The organism is Streptomyces sp. NPDC001663 (genome assembly GCF_042893105.1).
In the GTDB taxonomy this organism is placed as follows: domain Bacteria; phylum Actinomycetota; class Actinomycetes; order Streptomycetales; family Streptomycetaceae; genus Streptomyces.
This window is the reverse complement of sequence record NZ_JBIAUR010000019.1, coordinates 39,108-55,187: the sequence shown is the minus strand read 5'-3', so window position 1 is coordinate 55,187 and position 16,080 is coordinate 39,108. Positions and strand designations below refer to the sequence as shown.

At 69.2% G+C, this 16,080-nt stretch carries 17 protein-coding genes; 10 read left to right on the top strand and 7 right to left on the bottom strand.

Annotated elements, in window-relative coordinates; translation table 11 throughout:
* Positions 1-269 precede the first annotated feature (269 nt).
* Positions 270-1,454, top strand: coding sequence for an MFS transporter (locus ACFY1L_RS44485; RefSeq protein WP_388839069.1), 1,185 nt, complete (start codon positions 270-272; stop codon positions 1,452-1,454).
* 76 nt (positions 1,455-1,530) lie between these two features.
* Here the strand turns inward: ACFY1L_RS44485 and ACFY1L_RS44480 are convergent, their stop codons facing one another.
* On the bottom strand, positions 1,531-2,310 hold the full coding sequence (locus tag ACFY1L_RS44480; protein WP_388838642.1) for a fumarylacetoacetate hydrolase family protein: 780 nt from the start codon (positions 2,308-2,310) through the stop codon (positions 1,531-1,533).
* A 208-nt stretch (positions 2,311-2,518) separates the two neighbouring features.
* On the opposite strand from ACFY1L_RS44480, the gene ACFY1L_RS44475 reads away from it, so the two are divergent.
* The 9 genes from ACFY1L_RS44475 (at position 2,519) to ACFY1L_RS44435 (ending at position 10,919) form a co-directional block, all read left to right on the top strand.
* Positions 2,519-3,553, top strand: coding sequence for a LacI family DNA-binding transcriptional regulator (locus ACFY1L_RS44475; protein ID WP_388838639.1), 1,035 nt, complete (start codon positions 2,519-2,521; stop codon positions 3,551-3,553).
* Positions 3,554-3,974: 421 nt separating this feature from the next.
* Entirely contained in the window at positions 3,975-5,273 is a 1,299-nt protein-coding gene (eno, locus tag ACFY1L_RS44470) for a phosphopyruvate hydratase (protein WP_388838636.1), read from the top strand.
* A 60-nt stretch (positions 5,274-5,333) separates the two neighbouring features.
* Positions 5,334-6,338 carry a VOC family protein gene (locus ACFY1L_RS44465; protein ID WP_388838633.1) on the top strand — a complete coding sequence of 335 codons (1,005 nt, stop codon included), beginning with the start codon at positions 5,334-5,336 and terminating at the stop codon, positions 6,336-6,338.
* 25 nt (positions 6,339-6,363) lie between these two features.
* Positions 6,364-6,915, top strand: a complete 552-nt coding sequence (locus ACFY1L_RS44460; protein WP_388838630.1) for a carboxymuconolactone decarboxylase family protein — start codon at positions 6,364-6,366, stop codon at positions 6,913-6,915.
* A 39-nt stretch (positions 6,916-6,954) separates the two neighbouring features.
* The gene (locus ACFY1L_RS44455; protein ID WP_388838627.1) at positions 6,955-8,052 is read left to right on the top strand and encodes an alcohol dehydrogenase catalytic domain-containing protein; all 1,098 of its coding nucleotides are present in this window, start codon (positions 6,955-6,957) and stop codon (positions 8,050-8,052) included.
* Between the two features lie 82 nt (positions 8,053-8,134).
* Positions 8,135-9,043 (top strand): LysR substrate-binding domain-containing protein, encoded by a 909-nt coding sequence (locus ACFY1L_RS44450; protein ID WP_388838624.1) that lies wholly within the window; start codon positions 8,135-8,137, stop codon positions 9,041-9,043.
* A gap of 105 nt (positions 9,044-9,148) precedes the next feature.
* Positions 9,149-10,015: a 3-hydroxybutyryl-CoA dehydrogenase gene (locus ACFY1L_RS44445; protein ID WP_388838622.1), complete on the top strand. Its 867-nt coding sequence runs from the start codon at positions 9,149-9,151 to the stop codon at positions 10,013-10,015.
* A gap of 95 nt (positions 10,016-10,110) precedes the next feature.
* Positions 10,111-10,569, top strand: a complete 459-nt coding sequence (locus tag ACFY1L_RS44440; RefSeq protein WP_388838620.1) for an SRPBCC domain-containing protein — start codon at positions 10,111-10,113, stop codon at positions 10,567-10,569.
* Positions 10,566-10,919, top strand: a complete 354-nt coding sequence (locus ACFY1L_RS44435) for an ArsR/SmtB family transcription factor (protein WP_388838617.1) — start codon at positions 10,566-10,568, stop codon at positions 10,917-10,919. The genes ACFY1L_RS44440 and ACFY1L_RS44435 overlap by 4 nt, the downstream gene beginning before the upstream one ends.
* An 11-nt stretch (positions 10,920-10,930) precedes the next feature.
* Here ACFY1L_RS44435 and ACFY1L_RS44430 read toward each other — a convergent pair whose 3' ends face one another.
* The 6 genes from ACFY1L_RS44430 to ACFY1L_RS44405 all read right to left on the bottom strand — a co-directional run bounded on the left by ACFY1L_RS44430 (position 10,931) and on the right by ACFY1L_RS44405 (position 15,971).
* Positions 10,931-11,407 carry an iron chaperone gene (locus tag ACFY1L_RS44430; RefSeq protein ID WP_388838614.1) on the bottom strand — a complete coding sequence of 159 codons (477 nt, stop codon included), beginning with the start codon at positions 11,405-11,407 and terminating at the stop codon, positions 10,931-10,933.
* 120 nt (positions 11,408-11,527) lie between these two features.
* Complete coding sequence (locus ACFY1L_RS44425; RefSeq protein ID WP_388838611.1) at positions 11,528-12,706, bottom strand: acyl-CoA dehydrogenase family protein; 1,179 nt, start codon at positions 12,704-12,706, stop codon at positions 11,528-11,530.
* Positions 12,707-12,789: 83 nt separating this feature from the next.
* The gene (locus tag ACFY1L_RS44420) at positions 12,790-13,959 is read right to left on the bottom strand and encodes a CaiB/BaiF CoA transferase family protein (RefSeq protein ID WP_388838608.1); all 1,170 of its coding nucleotides are present in this window, start codon (positions 13,957-13,959) and stop codon (positions 12,790-12,792) included.
* Complete coding sequence (locus ACFY1L_RS44415) at positions 13,953-14,348, bottom strand: zinc ribbon domain-containing protein (protein ID WP_388838605.1); 396 nt, start codon at positions 14,346-14,348, stop codon at positions 13,953-13,955. The genes ACFY1L_RS44420 and ACFY1L_RS44415 overlap by 7 nt, the downstream gene beginning before the upstream one ends.
* A gap of 178 nt (positions 14,349-14,526) precedes the next feature.
* Positions 14,527-15,042 (bottom strand): cysteine dioxygenase, encoded by a 516-nt coding sequence (locus ACFY1L_RS44410; RefSeq protein WP_388838603.1) that lies wholly within the window; start codon positions 15,040-15,042, stop codon positions 14,527-14,529.
* A gap of 38 nt (positions 15,043-15,080) precedes the next feature.
* Positions 15,081-15,971, bottom strand: a complete 891-nt coding sequence (locus ACFY1L_RS44405; RefSeq protein ID WP_388838600.1) for an amidohydrolase — start codon at positions 15,969-15,971, stop codon at positions 15,081-15,083.
* Between the last annotated feature and the right edge of the window lie 109 nt (positions 15,972-16,080).

Genomic DNA, 16,080 nt, shown 5'->3' with positions numbered 1-16,080 from the left:
CCCGACGGGCGATGCACGGCTGAATTCCGCATGCGGTGTCCGACCGCGCGGCAGCCGTCCGCCCTCATTTTCGTCAGCCGGCGACAGATTCGTCGTAGCCGACTCGAGTCCGTTTTCACCTCACTGCTCGGCGAGCAATTCGCCTCGGCCCGCCATGGCCCAACTCCTCTTCAGGAGCCGTAATGAATCACGCAGCACAAGTCGACACCACAGCCGCGCCCACCACGGGCACGCAACAAACAAGCAGTCGCGCTCCGATCTCCCGAGTGATGATCGGGGCGGGCTTCCTGCTGGTGGTCCTCTCCTACATGGTCAACGCGATGGATCGTCAGGTCTTTCCGCCGCTGCTGCCCAACATCCGCCAGGAGTACGGGTTTTCACTGGAGCAGGGCGGACTGCTGGCGACGAACTTCACCCTGGGCATGGCCCTGGCCGGCCTGCCCGCGGGCTATCTGCTGGACCTCTTCCGGCGCAAGACTGTGCTGGTGACCAGCATCGTGGTGTACTCCCTCGGCACCTTGGCCACTCCCCTGGCGACCGGTTTCGCCGACATGACCTTGTACCGGGTCGTCTCGGGTTTCGGTGAGGGCATGCAGTCCGCCGCCATCTTCGCGGCGCTCGGCGCGTTCTTCGTCCAGCGGCGCGGGCTCGCCTTCGGCGTCATCGGCCTGGGCTACTCCGTCGGCGTGTTCATCGCCCCGCTCATCGGCGTCCGGCTCATGACCCTGCACGGCACCTGGCACACACCCTTCTATCTCTTCGGCACGGCAGGGCTGTTGATCGCCGCCGCCTCGCTGTTCCTGGTGAGGACCGGCCTGACCGAGCACTCCGTCGAGAAGGCCGTCTCGACCAGGGCGTACGACTACATGCCGGCCTCCGCCTACAACCGCAACTCCCTTGCCCTGGCAGTCCATTCGGTCGTCAGCGGTGTGGCCATCTACGGGTTCCTCGGCCTCTACCCGACCTTCCTCATCACCTCGCTGCACTACTCCGCCGAGCAGGCAGCACTGGCGATGAGCTTCCTCGGCTTCGGCGGCATGCTGGGCGTTGTGGGCGGCTGGCTCGGAGACCGGGTGAATCAGCGCAGCCTGCTGGTCCTGAGCCTGCTGGCCGTTTCCGCCATCGGAGTGGGCATTTACGAGACGCATGCCTCAGTCGGCGTGCAGTGCGTACTCGCCTTCCTCATGGGCGCGTTCGGGCTGGGCTTCATCTATCCCAACACCAACAGTGCGATGCAGCGGGCGGTCCGCCCCCAACAGATCGGACGCGCCTCCGGCCTCTTCGTCACCAGCTACTACGGGACGGCCGCGTTCTCGGGCCTGCTCTTCGCGGCCCTCGTGGATTCCTTCGGCTGGAGTCGGGCCGGCCTCGTGCAGGTCACGTTCCTGCCGCTGGTGGGCGTCGCCGCCCTGGCCTTCGTACGGCCGTCGCGGTTCAACAACGCGGAAAGCTAGCAGGCCCGTTCACGCACACCGGGGGGCCCGTCCACCGCTCAGCGCCGGACGGGCCCCCCGGTACGTGGTCCCGACGTCAGACTCCCTCGGCCACAACCGGGTTGCGCAGTACACCGATGCCCTCGATCTCGACCTCGACCTCGTCTCCCGGGTGGATCGGGCCGACGCCGGAGGGCGTGCCGGTCATGATGACGTCGCCGGGCAGCAGCGTGAGGTGGCGGCTGAGGTAGCCGACCAGGTCGGGCACCGCGAGCAGCAGGTCGGCCGTGGTCGCCGACTGCATGACGGCACCGTTGACACGGGTCGTCAACGACAGGGCGGACGGGTCGAGTTCGGTCGCGATGACCGGTCCGAGAGGAGCGAAGGTGTCCTGTCCCTTCCCGATCAGCAGCGTTCCGAACTTGCTTTCCTTGCGCTGGACGATGCGGTCGCTGACGTCATTTCCGCATGTGTATCCGAGGATGTACTCATGAGCCTCGGACGCCTTCACATGACGGGCCTCCTTTCCGATGACGACGACCAACTCGCCCTCGAAATGGATCAGTTCACCGTCCGCCGGATAGACGATGGCATCGCCGGGCCCGACAACCGCCGTGCTCGGCTTCATGAAGCACACCGGAATTTCCGGAACATCGCGGTCGGTCTCGTCGATGTGCGAGGCGTAATTGTAGGCGAAGCCGAAGATCCGGGGCCGTTCGACGGGCGACAGAACGAGTACGTCGGCGATCTGGTCGACAAGGCCTGTGGGCCTCAGCCCGGTGAAAGGATCGCCCTCGAATCTGGCGATTCCGGCGTCATCGGCGCCGAGTTCTCCGTAGTGACACACGTCGCCGACGGCGTACCTGACGATCAGCAAGGGAACCTCCGCAACTGGGCAGCCGCGGGCGGCTGCAGGGCCCAATCAGCAATGCTAACGTTAGCACGACGAGTGTGACGACCGCGGAGCCCGACCTCTTTTCGACCACAGAGCGCAACGGCAGTGCTATCGTTGGCACACAGACAGTGACGACATCGGACCGGATCAGTCAGCTCACCGCACCAGTCAGCCCGAGGGGACCCGCTACGTGATCACGACCAGGGACATCGCCGAACGCCTCGGGATCTCCGTCTCGACGGTCGGCCGGGCACTCGCCGACGACCCCCGCATCAGCGACGAGACCAAGTTCCGGGTCCGCCAGACCGCTTCCGAGATGGGTTACGTCGCCAATCGCGCGGCGCGGATGATGCGCGGGGCGTCCAGCAACGTGGTCGCGCTGGTGATCCCGGACATCCGCAACAGCTTCTACTCGACCATCGCGCACGAGCTGTCCAAGAACATGGAGGCCGAGGGCTTCCAGCTGATGCTCTCGGAGACCGACGACGACCGGATGGTGGAGCTGCGCCATCTGCGGGAGCTGTCCGCGAACCGCGTGGCCGGCGTCATCATCGTGCCCACCGCTCGCCCGCACAGCGAGTCGGTCAAACTGCTGCGTGCCGTACCGCACCTCCAACTGCTGCGCAGGCACCCGTCGCTGGGTTCCCAGTGGTTCGGAGTGGACGACCACGAGGCGCTGAGGCAGGCGACGGCCCATCTCGTGGAGCTGGGCCACACCCGCATCGCCTACCTGGGCGGCCCCGAGGAACTGCCCACCGGCGCCGAGCGCCTGCGCGGTTTCCGCACCGCCCTGAGCGAGGGCGGCCTGCCGGACGATGCCGGGCGTACGGAGCTGGGCCCGCCGTCGTCCGTCGACCACGGGCGCCAGGCGGTGCGCCGGCTGCTGCAGGGCCCCAACTCGCCCACCGCACTTGTCCTGGGCTCGATCCAACTCACCCTGGGCGTCCTGGAGGAGCTGTCCGAGCAGGGCGTGAAGGTGCCCGGAGAGCTGTCGGTGGTCGGGTTCGGGGACGAGCCCGGGTTCTCCTGGTGGGGCCCCGGACTCACCACCGTCGGCCTGCCGATCCAGGAGATGGCCATCGGCTGCGCACTGTGGCTGATGCGCCGCCTCAAGACCAAGCCGAGCAACGACGGCCCGTACACCTCGGTCTCCCCCGGATCGCTGGTCCTGCGCGGCAGCACGGCACCTCCCGGCGGCAGCCGGGGCTCCGCCAAATCCCGCTGAGCCGTCCCGCCCGCGATCCGGCCCGGCGGGCCCGCGCCTACCTGTGCTGTCCGTCCTTCCAGGTAACGCACGGGCCCGCCGGAGTCCTTGCGTCCTTGCCGGCACCTTCTGGGCACGCTCCGGGCGTACTGTGCGAACGATAGCACGAGCCGTGAGCCAGCCATTGCGACCACCGCAAACCGCAACCTCGCGAGACAGAAGCGCCACCAGCCTCTTGACACAGCCGCCATCGCTTCGCACGATTGCGCTATCGATAGCACAACGCACGAGCCGCAGTGACAGAGCCGTACGACACGTCGCGCGCCACGCGACGCCCTCGCGCCGATCCGGATGGCACTCCACAGGTGCGCCCGCGTCCTTGCGTCGGCGAGGGCCCCGCTCCCCTCCTCCGATCTTCCGAACTCCGAAAGGTTGTCCCGCAATGACAGACCCCCGGATCGCCAAGCTCCACGGCCGCAGGGTGTGGGACTCTCGCGGGCGTCCGACCGTCGAGGTCGAGGTGCATCTCGCGGACGGAGCCGTCGGACGGGCCATCGCACCGGCGGGGGCCTCGACGGGCCAGGGCGAGGCGCTCGACCTGCGCGACGGGGGCGATCGCTTCGGCGGGCTCGATGTCGTTCGTGCCGTCGGCGCGGTGAACCAGGAGATCGCGCCGACCTTCCTGGACCTCGACGCGTCCGATCAGGAAGCCGTCGACCGGCTCCTGGTGGACCTCGACGGAACCTCCGACCGCAGCCGTCTCGGCGGCAACGCGATCGTGGCCACGTCGATGGCGGTGCTGCATACCGCCGCCGCGTCGGCGGGCGTACCGCTGTGGCGGCATCTGGCAGGCGGGCGGCCGGTCCGCATCCCGCTGCCGGAGATCCAGATCTTCGGCGGCGGCGCCCACGCCGACCGCCGCGTCGACGTCCAGGACTTCATGGTGGTCTGTCCCGCGGCCGGGAGCTTCTCCGAGGCCCTGGACTGGACGGCGGAGATCTACCGGGCCGCCGGAAGCCTGATGCGCAAGGCGGGCAAGGCGCAGGGTGTGGCCGACGAGGGCGGCTTCTGGCCCGCGTTCGACTCCAACGAGGAGGCGCTGGAGACGCTGACCCTCGCCATCGAGAAGGCGGGCTTCGCGCCCTCGGCCCAGGTTGGCATCTCGCTGGACGTCGCGGCCTCGCAGTTCGGCGGCGCCGGGCGGTACACACTGGCCCTGGACGATCGCACGCTGGACACCGAGGCACTCCTCGACATGCTGGGCCGCTGGATCGAGCGGTATCCGATCCTCTCCGTCGAGGACCCGGTGGGCGAGGACGACCACGAAGGCATGATCGAGTTCACCCGGCGGCACGGCCGGCACTGCCAGGTGATCGGCGACGACTACCTGGTCACGAACGCCAAGCGGGTCGAGGCCGCGGCCACCGCCAAAGCGGTGAACGCGGTGCTCGTCAAGCCGAACCAGGCCGGCACCGTCACGGAGGCCTTCCAGGCCCTGCGGGCCGGAAAGGACGCGGGCTTCGGCACGGTCGTCTCGGCCCGGTCCGGGGAGACGGAGGACGTCACCGTCGCCCATCTGAGCGTGGGGTGGGACGCGGGCCAGTTGAAGGTGGGCTCGTTCACGCGCTCCGAGCGAATGGCCAAGTGGAACGAGGTCCTGCGTATCGAAGAGGCCCTCGGAGAATCCGCGGAATTCAGCGGCTGGTCCGCCTTCCCGTTTGCTGATTCCACCCGGCCGTAACAGGGCCGCAAAGCATTACAGTCAACGAAATCCAGAGCCGATCGGAGCACGGAGACCAGCATGCTGCCACCCGTCAATCTGCGCCCGAGTTTCAACATCACCCGAACCAGCCATGTGCGTCTCACCGTGGCCGATCTCGCCGAGAGCCGCAATTTCTACGTGAACGCGCTCGGGCTCGTCGTCAGCGACGAGGACGACCGCACCTGCTACCTCCGCGGTCTCGCCGAGGCCTGCCATCACAGCCTCGTGCTGGAGCTTGACGAGGAGGGCGCGGGCTCCTGCAGGAGGATCGGTTTCCGGGTCTTCTTCGACGAGGACCTCGACATCGCGTACGACTGGTTCCGCGACCGGGGGTTGCCCGCGGAGTGGGTCGAACTCCCTTACCAGGGCCGTACGTTGCACGTCTCCGACCCGGTCGGCACGCCGCTCGAGCTCTGCGCGCACATGGAGACGCGGCCGAGGCTGCACATCGACTTCCAGCACTACAAGGGCGCCCATGTGCAACGGCTGGACCACTTCCAGACCTTCGCGCCGAACACGTACGAACTGTGCGCGTTCTACGGCGAGCTGGGGTTCCGCAACTCCGAATACCTGGCGCACGGCGACAAGTTGCTGAGTGCGTTCATGTACCGCAAGGGCACCTGTCTGGATCTCGCGATCGTGGAGAACACAGGTCCCGCACTGCACCACTTCGCCTACACCGTCTCCGAGAGCAGTGACATCTTCACCGCCTGCGACTGGGCGGGGATCCTCGGCTACGGCGAGGGTGTGGAGCGGGGCCCTGGGCGGCACGGTCCGGGCGGGATGCTCTTCACCTACCTGCGCGATCCCGACGGGCACCGGGTGGAGGTCTTCAACAGCCACTACCAGACGATCGACACCGAGGTCGAGCCCGTGCGCTGGGACGCTGGATCGCTGAGCACCAACGTCCGCTGGGGGTTCCCGGCGGTGGAGAAGTGGTACTTCGAGGCGTCGCCCTTCGTGGACGTACCGCAGAAGCCGCCCGCCGAACTTCCCCAGCCGATGACGCTCGAGCGGTTCCTGCTCGAACAGTCCGCGCACTGACCCTTCCGTCCCCCGAGGAGACGCCATGGCACGAGTTCCCTATCTGCGCCGCGAGGACGCGGACGAGTCACGAAAGCCCCTCTACGACCGGCTCGAAGCCGAGCGCAAGGTACCGACGGCGAACATCTTCCTCGCCCTGGCCAACGCGCCCGACCAGCTCGACGCCTTCCTGACCTACGCCAACGCCCTGCGGGCCGCTGGTCTGAGCCCCGAATTGCGCGAACTGGCGATCCTGACCGTGGGACACGTGACCCGGTCCGCGTACGAGGTCGCCCACCACCAGTCCCACGGGCTCAAGGCCGGCCTCTCCGAGGAACAGCTCGCGGCCGTCGCCGATTTCGAGTCGGCCGACGTCTTCGACGAGACGCAAAAGGCGGTCATGCGGCTTGCGAGGGAATCCACGCTCCAGGTCGACGTTTCCGAGGAGACGTGGCGTGCCGCGGCCGACCGTCTGACGGAGATTCAGATGGTGGAACTCGCCCTGTCCATCGCCTGGTACAACTCCGGCGTCCGGCTCATGGGGATGCTGGACATCGATCTCGAGAGCGGTTACCCAAACCCGTTCGCACATTCGTAAGCCGCGTCAGTAATTCCAAGGGGTATTTCAATGGCGAAAATGCTCGCTGCACGACTGCACGCCCTCGGTGAGCCGATGTCGGTGGACACGATCGACGTGCCCACGCCTCGGCCGACCGATGTGCTGGTGCGGGTCAAGGCGTGCGGGATCGTGCCGAACATGGCCAACGTGATCAACAACTGGCCCACTTGGTTCCCGCATCAGCCGCTGCCCAGGTTTCCCGCCGTCTTCGGTCTGGACGCCGCCGGTGTGGTCGAGGCGGTCGGCGAGGCGGTGCTGCACACCAGGCCCGGAGACCGGGTGTACGTCAACCCGCTGCGTTCCTGCGGCAGTTGTCAGGTGTGCCGGGGCGGCGAGCGCAGCCGATGCCGTTACTTCACGCTGAACGGGTACTTCAGCACCTCGCGCGACGGGCAGCGGATCTTCGACCTCTACCCGTACGGCGGATTCGCGGAGTACATGACCGCACCCCAGTACTCGATCGTCAATCTCCCGGACAACATGTCGTTCGAGCAGGCGGGCAAGCTCGGTTACATCGGCACGTCGTACGGCGCCCTGAAGCACGCGGCGGCCGGCCCCGGGCAGGTCGCGCTCATCGACGGGGTCACCGGAACCCTCGGCGTCGCGTCGACCGTGCTCGCGCTCGCCTCCGGTGTCTCCCGGGTCCTCGGTACCGGCCGCAACGAAACGCTCCTCAAGCGCGTCAAGGACCTTGCTCCCGACCGCGTCGAGGTCTTCCGCCTGGGCGACGGCTCCACCGGCGAGTGGGCGAAGTCCCTCACCGGCGGGGAGGGCGCGGACTTCGTGATCAGCGCGCTGGGCGCAAGGGCCCCGGTGGAGACGATGCTGGACTCGATGCAGGGTGTCCGCAGGGGCGGCAAGGTCGTCAACGTCGGCGGCGTGGCCGACCGGCTGCCCGTGGACATGAAGTGGCTCATGGACGAGCAGATCCAGCTGATCGGCTCCAACTGGTTCACCACCGCCCAGGGACAGGAACTCGCCGACATGGTGGCCACGGGCACCCTGGATCTGTCGTATCTGGAGACCAAGCCGTTCCCGCTGTCCAAGGTCAACGAGGCGATCTCGGGCCTCGAGGACCGGGACGGCGGATTCAGCAACTACGTCGTCATCCCCTGACCACGTCCTCGGCCCCTGCCCCGACCGTGCCCACGGACGCCATTGCTATCGTCCGCACACTACGAGCAGAACGGAGGAGCCGGTGGAACTGCGCTGGCTGGAATCGTTCGTCACCGTCGCGGAGGAGCTGCATTTCGCGAGGGCGGCGGACCGGCTGCATCTTGCTCCGTCGGCGCTCAGTGCGCAGGTCAGGGCGCTGGAGTCGCACCTGGGCGTGCGGCTGATCGACCGCGGTCGACGCACCCGGCCGGCCCTGACCAGTGCCGGGAAGCTGTTCCTGGAGGAGGCACGGCTCACCCTCGCGCAGGCCGCCCGGGCCGAGGCGGTGGGCCGGCGTGCCGGTCGCGGGGAGCTGGGGCACGCCCAGATCGCGTACGTCGCCTCGGCCGCGTTCTCCGGCGTCCTCACCGACGTCCTCACCCGCTGCGCGGCGCGGGGCACCGAACTGACCGTGCAGGTACGCGAGTTGGAGACTCCCGCCCAGCTGGAGGCGCTGGCATGCGGAGACATCGACGTCGGCTTCCTGCGCTGGCGGCCGGAGTACCCGTCCGAGGTCACGACGACCTGCCTGCTCACCGAGGATGTCGTCCTGGCGCTGCCGGCCGGCGCACCGCTGGCGGCGCACGAGGCGGTTCCGGCGGCGGAGCTGTGCGACGAGTGGTTCGTGGCCCCGCACTTCGACGAGGAATACGGCTGCCGCGACCAGATCCTCGAGGTCGCGGAGCAAGGGGGCTTCACGCCGCGGTGCGCTCCCCCGGTGCGGGATTTCATCGCCGCCCTGACGCTGGTGGGCGGCGGCCTCGCAGTGGCCCTGGTCCCCGATTCCCTACGGCGGGTGCAGATCCCGGGAGTGGCCTACCGCCCGCTGGCGGACGTGGCCCTGACCACCCGGCTGGTCGGCGCCTACCGCAAGGGCGAGACCTCACCCGCTGTGCGCGGCGTGATCCGCCGGCTGCGGGAGGCGGCCGAGGCCACGGCCGTCGTCGGCTGAGCGGCCGTAGGCGAGATGGTCCGCGGTCGACGACGGACCGGCGCACATCCGTGCGCGGAAACGCAACTGCCATACGCGAACGCACTGTCACAGGCGGAGGAACGCATGACATCGATCAACCACGTGGGTGTCGTCGGTGCCGGGCAGATGGGCCGGGGCATCACCGAGGTCTGCGCCCGTGCCGGGCTGCACGTCACGTTGTGCGACGTGACCGAGGACCGGGCCCGTGCCGGGCTGGCGGGCGTGGCGGACTCCCTGCTCAAGGCCGAGCAGCGCGGTGCGATCAGCCCGCAGGTGCGCGCGCACGCCCTCGCCGGAATCTCGGTGACCGGCGACCTCTCCCGCCTCTCCGGCGCGGACCTGGTCGTCGAGGCCGCCGTCGAGGACGAGCAGGCCAAGACGGAGCTGTTCCGGCAGCTGGACAAGGTGGTCGGCGACCCGGCCGCCGTGCTGGCCAGCAACACCTCCTCGATCCCCATCGCCCGGCTCGCGGCGGCGACCGGACGGCCGGAGGCGGTGGTCGGCCTGCACTTCTTCAACCCCGTCCCGGTCATGCCGCTGGTAGAGGTCGTCCCCTCGCTGCACACGTCGAAGGCCACGGAACTGCGAGTGCGCGCCTTCGCCGGCGAGGTCCTGGGCAAGAAGACGATCGTGGCGCAGGACCGCGCGGGCTTCGTCGTCAACTCCCTTCTCGTGCCTTACCTGTTGTCCGCGGTACGCATGCTCGGCACCGGCACGGCGACCGCGGAGGACATCGACACGGGGATGACGGCGGGCTGCGCGCACCCGATGGGTCCGCTGCGTCTGGCCGACCTCATCGGCCTGGACACGGTGGCGGCGATCGGCGAGGCGCTGTACGAGGAGTACCGGGAACCGCTGTACGCCCCTCCCCCGTTGCTGCGCCGCATGGTCGAGTCGGGTCTGCTGGGCCGTAAGTCGGGACAGGGGTTCTTCAGCTACCAGGCGGCTTGAGGACAGACAGCCCCTCGATGCGCAACCAATGGGTTGCACATCAGAGCTCGAACGTGCAACCTTCAGGTAGCGCGTCCGGAGGAGATGAGGTTGCCATGATCCCTGACACGATCGAGCGCACCGTCGCGATCGACGCCCCGGTGGAACGGGTGTGGTCCGTGCTGACCCAACCCGCCTTCCTGGGGCGGTGGTTCGGCAACGGGGAGCCGGTCAAGGTCGAGCTGCGCCCGGGCGGTCTCCTCGTCTTCGATCACGGTGTCCACGGCGTCATTCCCGCCCGAATCGAGACGATCGAACCGCCCCGTGTCTTCTCCTGGCGGTGGTCCCAGGGTGCCGCCGGCGAAGAGCCGGACGACAGCAACGCCACTCTGGTCGAGTTCACCCTGAGCGAGGACGACTCCACGGGCGGCACCCGGCTCACGATGGTCGAGAGCGGCTTCGCGCGGCTCGGGCTGCCTGGTGGCGAGGCCGCCGAGCGCCACCGTGCCAACAGCCGGAACTGGCCGGGCAAGCTCGACCAGCTCCGCGCGGACAGCGAACAGCTGAAGCCATGACCCGCACCGCCGACGCGGAGCGGGCTCCCGAGGATGTCCTGGTGGCCCTGGCCGACCCGATCCGCCGAGAGGTGCTCTCCACTCTCGCCCGCGACGGCGGCGCCACGTCGACGTCCCTGGCGGCGCGCCTCCCCGTCACGCGCCAGGCCGTGGCCAAGCACCTCGTCGTCCTCGACCGCGCGGGGCTGGTCCGCGCCCACCGCGCCGGGCGTGAGGTCCGCTACGAGGCCGACCTGCGGCCGCTGAAGCAGACCATGCACTGGATGAACGCCCTCGCCGCCCAGTGGGAACAGCGCCTCGACGCGATCAAGAAGCTGGCGGAGGGAACCGAGCAGACACAGAGCCCGTGACGAGAACGGCCTCAGCCCGCGGCCTTCTTGATGAGTGCGCCGATGAGCTCCTCGTCGGCCGGGCTCAGCTCCGTGAGGGCGAAGGACGTAGGCCACATGGCGCCTTCGTCGAGGTTCGCCTGGTCGCTGAAGCCGAGCGTGGCGTACCTCGACTTGAACTTCTGCGCGCTCTGGAAGAAGCAGACGACCTTGCCGTTCCTGGCGTACGCGGGCATCCCGTACCAGAGCTTCGGGGAGAGGTCCGGCGCGCCGGCTTTGACGATGGCATGGATCCGCTCGGCGAGGACGCGGTCCGCCTCCGGCATCTCTGCGATCTTCGCGAGCACCTCGCCCTCCGCGTCCGCCTTGCCCGCACGCGAGCCGCGGCGCGCGGCCGACTTCAGCTCCTGGGCGCGTTCCTTCATCGCGCCCCGCTCCTCGTCCGTGAACCCGTCGTACTTCTCGCCGGTCGCGCTGCTGCTCTTGGCGGACGTCTGCGTGCGCTTCATCGCGGGTTCCCCTCGTACACGGCTTGCTGCGGACCACTTCATGCTAGGGATCCGCAGCCACGGCGGCTTCTCCGAAACTGATCGGATGTCGACCGCGCCTTTTGCCGCGGGCGGCCGGGGTCAGCGGAAGGCCGCCTGGCCGGTGAGCGCCTGGCCGACGACGAGGGTGTGCATCTCGCTGGTGCCTTCGTAGGTCAGGACGGACTCCAGGTTGTTGGCGTGGCGCAGGGGTGAGTACTCCAGGGAGATGCCGTTGGCGCCGAGGATCGTGCGGCACTCGCGGGCGATGGCGATGGCCTCGCGGACGTTGTTGAGCTTGCCGACGCTGATCTGCTCGGGCCTGATGCGGTGCTGGTCCTTGAGCCGGCCCAGGTGGACGGCGAGCAGCGCGGCATTGCCCAGGGACACGCTCATGTCGGCGAGCTTCTTCTGGGTGAGCTGGAAGGCGCTGATCGGCCTGTCGAACTGGATACGGGAGTCGGCGTACTCGATGGCCGCCTGCAGCGAGTCGCGGGCCGCGCCGACCGCGCCGAAGAGGATGCCGAAGCGGGCCTCGTTCAGGCAGGACAGCGGTCCGCGCAGGCCCTGCGCGTGCGGCAGCCGGGCCGCGTCGGGCAGCCGTACGTCGTCGAAGGACAGCTCGGAGGTGATCGAGGCACGCAGCGACATCTTGTGCTTGATGTCCTGGGTGGTGAAGCCGGGCGTGCCGCGCGGCACGAGGAAGCCGCGGATGCCGTCCTCGGTCTGCGCCCACACGGTGGCCACATCGGCGAGGGAGCCGTTGGTGATCCACATCTTGGAGCCGTTGAGGATCCAGTCGCCGCCGTCGCGCACCGCCCGGGTGCGCATCCCGGCGGGGTTGCTGCCGAAGTCGGGCTCGGTCAGGCCGAAGCAGCCGATCGCCTCGCCGGCGGCGAGCCGGGGCAGCCACTCCTGCTTCTGTTCCTCCGAGCCCCACTTCCAGATGGAGAACATCGACAGCGAGCCCTGCACCGAGACGAAGCTGCGGAAGCCCGAGTCCGCGGCCTCCAGCTCCAGGCAGGCCAGACCGTAGGACACGGCGTTGGTGCCGGCGCAGCCGTAGCCTTCCAGATGCATGCCCAGCACGCCCAACTTGCCTAGTTCCGGGGCGAGTTCGCGGGCGAAGTGGGCGTTCTCGAACCACTCGCCGATATGCGGGCGCACCCGGTCGGCGAGGAACCTGGCGACGGTGGCCTGGATCTCGCGTTCCTCCTCGGTGAGGGTGGAGGCGAGGTCGATCAGGTCGAGGGGGTCCTTCATCGGCTTGGCGCCGCTCATCGTGAGCTCCTGGAAGTTGCGGTGATCGGTCGGGGTGTCGGTGCGTGCGTCGGAAACGGTCGGGTGACCGCTCGCTTCGGATCTCAGGCCTGGTCGTCGGAGCGGTGAAGCACCTCCGCGGTGTGCCCGCCCAGGCTCGGCGGCGGCAGGCGGTACTGCGCCGGTGTGGCGCTCAATGCGATGGGGTGCGCGACCTGCCGGGAGGGGGTGCCCCCTGTCCCGTCGGCGGGCATGTCGACGATGCCGGGGAGGCCGAGCTTGTGGGCGAAGGCGAAGGCCTCGTCGAGGGTGTTGACCGGTCCGGCGGGCACGCCCACGGCCAGCAGCACGGCCGACCAGTGGTCCGCCCCGGCGGTGCCCAGTCGTTGGGCGAGGATGCCCCGCAGTTCGGCGCGATGGGCGACCCGGTCGGCGTTGGTGCGGAAGCGGTCGTCGAGGGCGAGGCCGGGATCCCCTACGGCTTCGGCGAGTGCCGCGAACTGCCGGTCGTTGCCCACCGCGAGCGCGATCGGACGGTCGGCGGTCGGGTAGGTCTCGTACGGGGCGATGCTCGGGTGCGCGTTGCCCAGGCGGCCCGGGACCACTCCGGCGACGGCGAACGCCGAGGCCTGGTTGACCATGGCCGACAGCAAGGAGCCGAGCAGGTTGACCTCGACGCGCTGGCCCTCCCCGGTGGCGTCCCGGTGCCGCAGGGCCGCGAGGATGCCGAGCGAGGCGTGCAGGCCGGTGATCACGTCGACCAGGGCCACGCCGGCCTTCGTCGGGTCTCCGGCCGCGTCCCCGGTGACACTCATCAGACCGCCGACGGCCTGCACGAGCAGGTCGTATCCGGGGATCGCCGCGCCCGCGCCGCTGCCGAAGCCGCTGATCGAGCAGTAGACCAACCCCGGGTGCCGGGCGAGGAGTTCACGGTGGCCGAGCCCCAGCCGTTCCATCGTGCCGGGGCGGAAGTTCTCCACCAGGACGTCGGACTCGGCGATCAGGGCGCGGGCCTGTTCGAGGCCGGTCCCGGTCGTGAGGTCCAGGACGACGGATCTCTTGTTCCGGTTGACGCTCAGGAAATACGTCGACGTGCCGTCCTGGTCCGCCGGCGGGTGCCAGGCCCGGGTCTCGTCCCCGATGCCCGGCCGCTCCACCTTCACCACGTCTGCGCCTAGGTCGGCGAGGAGCATGGTGGCGTACGGCCCCGCGAGAACCCGGGAGAAGTCCGCGATACGCAGCCCTTCCAGCGCACCGCGCCCGCCCGTCACCACCAGCGCTCCAACGGCGGTGCCGGACGGGTGAGTTCCACGACGGGAAGGCCCTGCCCGACGGGGGCGACGGCCCGCACGACACGCACTCTTGCACCGATCGCGACGGCGACCGAGGCCGTGCTGGTGACCTCGCAGACCAGCTTGAAGCCCTCGTCCATCGCGACGAACCAGGTGTTGTGCGGGGCGGTGTGGCCGTAACGGCGGACGATCACCCCGACGCCCGCACTGCGTTCGGGTGCGAAGGCCCTGGACCCGCAGGCGCGGCAGAACGAGCGGCGGTAGTCAGGGGTGCCGCACCAGAGGCAGCGCTGGAAGGTCAGTTCGCCGTAGTCCGCGGGTGCGGGGCTTTCCTGGAACGCGGTGTGTTCGCGGGTGTGGGTCTGGAGCATCACGGCCTCCTGCACGCATTTCGGTGCCCGAAAGCGGCTGATCGGAATCCGATGTGGCTCCTTCACCCTGTCCCTGCCGCGGACCGCCGGTCAACGACCGACTGACGCATCTTTGTGCGCCGAATGCGTTCCATTGGCGGAGGTCAGAGCCGGTTTTACGGCGCTACTCTCCTTGTGATCAGTGGTGAGCCGCCTCCGGTGGCCGCGTGTCCAGGGGCCGCAGTTCGTCCGCGTACGAGATGGAGAGTCGGCGCATCAGGCCGTCCTCGGTGATGTCGTACTGGCCGAGGCGCCACAGCGGCGGGGAGTAGGCGTGGATGGACACCGCGTCGTCACTCGCGCCGATGAGCCGGTGGATGTGCTCGGGGCCGAAGCAGAAGGACTCGCCGGCGTCGACGGTGACGGAGGCATGGCTGCCGCCAATGCGCGGGCTGGACTCGTGGAGCGCGCCCTGGACCACTCCGACGGCGCCTGCGGAGATGTCGTGGTCGTGCCAGCCGGTGTCGTTCTGCCGGGTCCAGCACAGCAGCCAGACGTCGACGTATTCGTCGCGGTGCAGCGAGACGTAGTGCCGCTCGTGGTCGGAGAAGGCCACGTGTGCGCGCCAGAGGTCCGGGCGGGCGGCCAAGTCCGCCACGAGCGCCTGGAGTTCGCGCTTGTCGAGGGTGCGCTCGGGCAGGGACTCGTACGTCATGAGTGGCTCCTTTCGGGCTGGTCCGCCACGGGCATGCCTCAGGTGGGGCCGTGCAGCAGGCGCGCGGGGTTGGCGGTGCGCAGGGCGTGGACGGCGGCGTCCGCGCCGAGGTCGGGGACGACCAGGGGTGCGTAGGGGCGGTCGCTGCCGCTGACGACCACGTCGATGCCGACGGCGCGGACGAGCGCGTCGACGGCCCGGGTGCCATAGGAGGAGGTCTCGTAGAACACGTCGAAGTCGATCTCGCCGCGTCCGCCGCCGCGGACGGCAAGCCGTTCGCCGTGCAGCGGGGCGAGGCCCGCGAGGGCGGCGAAGCAGACGCGCAGGCGTGGGTGGCGAGTGCGGCCGAAGGCGCGGAAGGCGAACCAGGACGCGTGCAGCTGCTGGAGGTAGGGGACGAGGGCAGGCCACCACGGCGGGGCGTCGGGAGTGGGCAGGGCCGCTCCGGGGTGGATGAAGAGGGGCTTGTCGTGGTGCGTGAGGACGTCGAGAAGGCGTGCGCAGTGGGCCCAGCCGTCCGCGTCGAGGAGGGCCGTGGCGGGGAGTTGGAGGCCGACGCAGCCCCGGTGGAGCTCACGTTCCACGGCTTCGGCGTCCGGTGCCGACAGGCACGGGGAGGCCCAGACGCCGAAGGGGGCCGGGAGGGCGAGAGCGCCGTCGTGGAAGGCGGCGAGCAGCGGGGCGGCCTCGGCGGGCGGCAGGTACTCGATGCCGAGGGGGCTGGAGAGGGAGATCAGGGCCAGGTCGAGGCCGTCGGTGGCGGCGAGGCGGGTGCGGGCCGCGATGTCGTGGTCGGCCGGGTCGACGTCGTAGGGCGGTTCGCCGGTCAGGTGCAGGGTCCAGCCGTCGAGGTAGGGGGGTGTCGTGCGGGAGCGAAGCAGCTCGACGAAGGCGGGCGGCCAGATGTGCTGGTGGACGTCGGTGGGCACGCGGTGATCCCGGGAAGTGCGTAGGTTAAGCGTTTCACTGATACGGTTAACTTAACCGCTTAACAAGAGGACGTGTCAAGCATGTCTCCGGACCGCGTACGGGGCGGCA

Bases quoted from the DNA above. Each gene is read 5' to 3' on its own strand.
- ACFY1L_RS44485 (WP_388839069.1), top strand. From the start codon at position 270: ATGATCGGGGCGGGCTTCCTGCTGGTGGTCCTCTCCTACATGGTCAAC.
- ACFY1L_RS44410 (WP_388838603.1), bottom strand. From the start codon at position 15,042: ATGACGTACGAGTCCCTGCCCGAGCGCACCCTCGACAAGCGCGAACTC.
- ACFY1L_RS44425 (WP_388838611.1), bottom strand. From the start codon at position 12,706: ATGAGCGGCGCCAAGCCGATGAAGGACCCCCTCGACCTGATCGACCTC.
- eno (WP_388838636.1), top strand. From the start codon at position 3,975: ATGACAGACCCCCGGATCGCCAAGCTCCACGGCCGCAGGGTGTGGGAC.
- ACFY1L_RS44460 (WP_388838630.1), top strand. From the start codon at position 6,364: ATGGCACGAGTTCCCTATCTGCGCCGCGAGGACGCGGACGAGTCACGA.
- ACFY1L_RS44415 (WP_388838605.1), bottom strand. From the start codon at position 14,348: ATGCTCCAGACCCACACCCGCGAACACACCGCGTTCCAGGAAAGCCCC.
- ACFY1L_RS44445 (WP_388838622.1), top strand. From the start codon at position 9,149: ATGACATCGATCAACCACGTGGGTGTCGTCGGTGCCGGGCAGATGGGC.
- ACFY1L_RS44465 (WP_388838633.1), top strand. From the start codon at position 5,334: ATGCTGCCACCCGTCAATCTGCGCCCGAGTTTCAACATCACCCGAACC.
- ACFY1L_RS44455 (WP_388838627.1), top strand. From the start codon at position 6,955: ATGCTCGCTGCACGACTGCACGCCCTCGGTGAGCCGATGTCGGTGGAC.
- ACFY1L_RS44430 (WP_388838614.1), bottom strand. From the start codon at position 11,407: ATGAAGCGCACGCAGACGTCCGCCAAGAGCAGCAGCGCGACCGGCGAG.
- ACFY1L_RS44435 (WP_388838617.1), top strand. From the start codon at position 10,566: ATGACCCGCACCGCCGACGCGGAGCGGGCTCCCGAGGATGTCCTGGTG.
- ACFY1L_RS44440 (WP_388838620.1), top strand. From the start codon at position 10,111: ATGATCCCTGACACGATCGAGCGCACCGTCGCGATCGACGCCCCGGTG.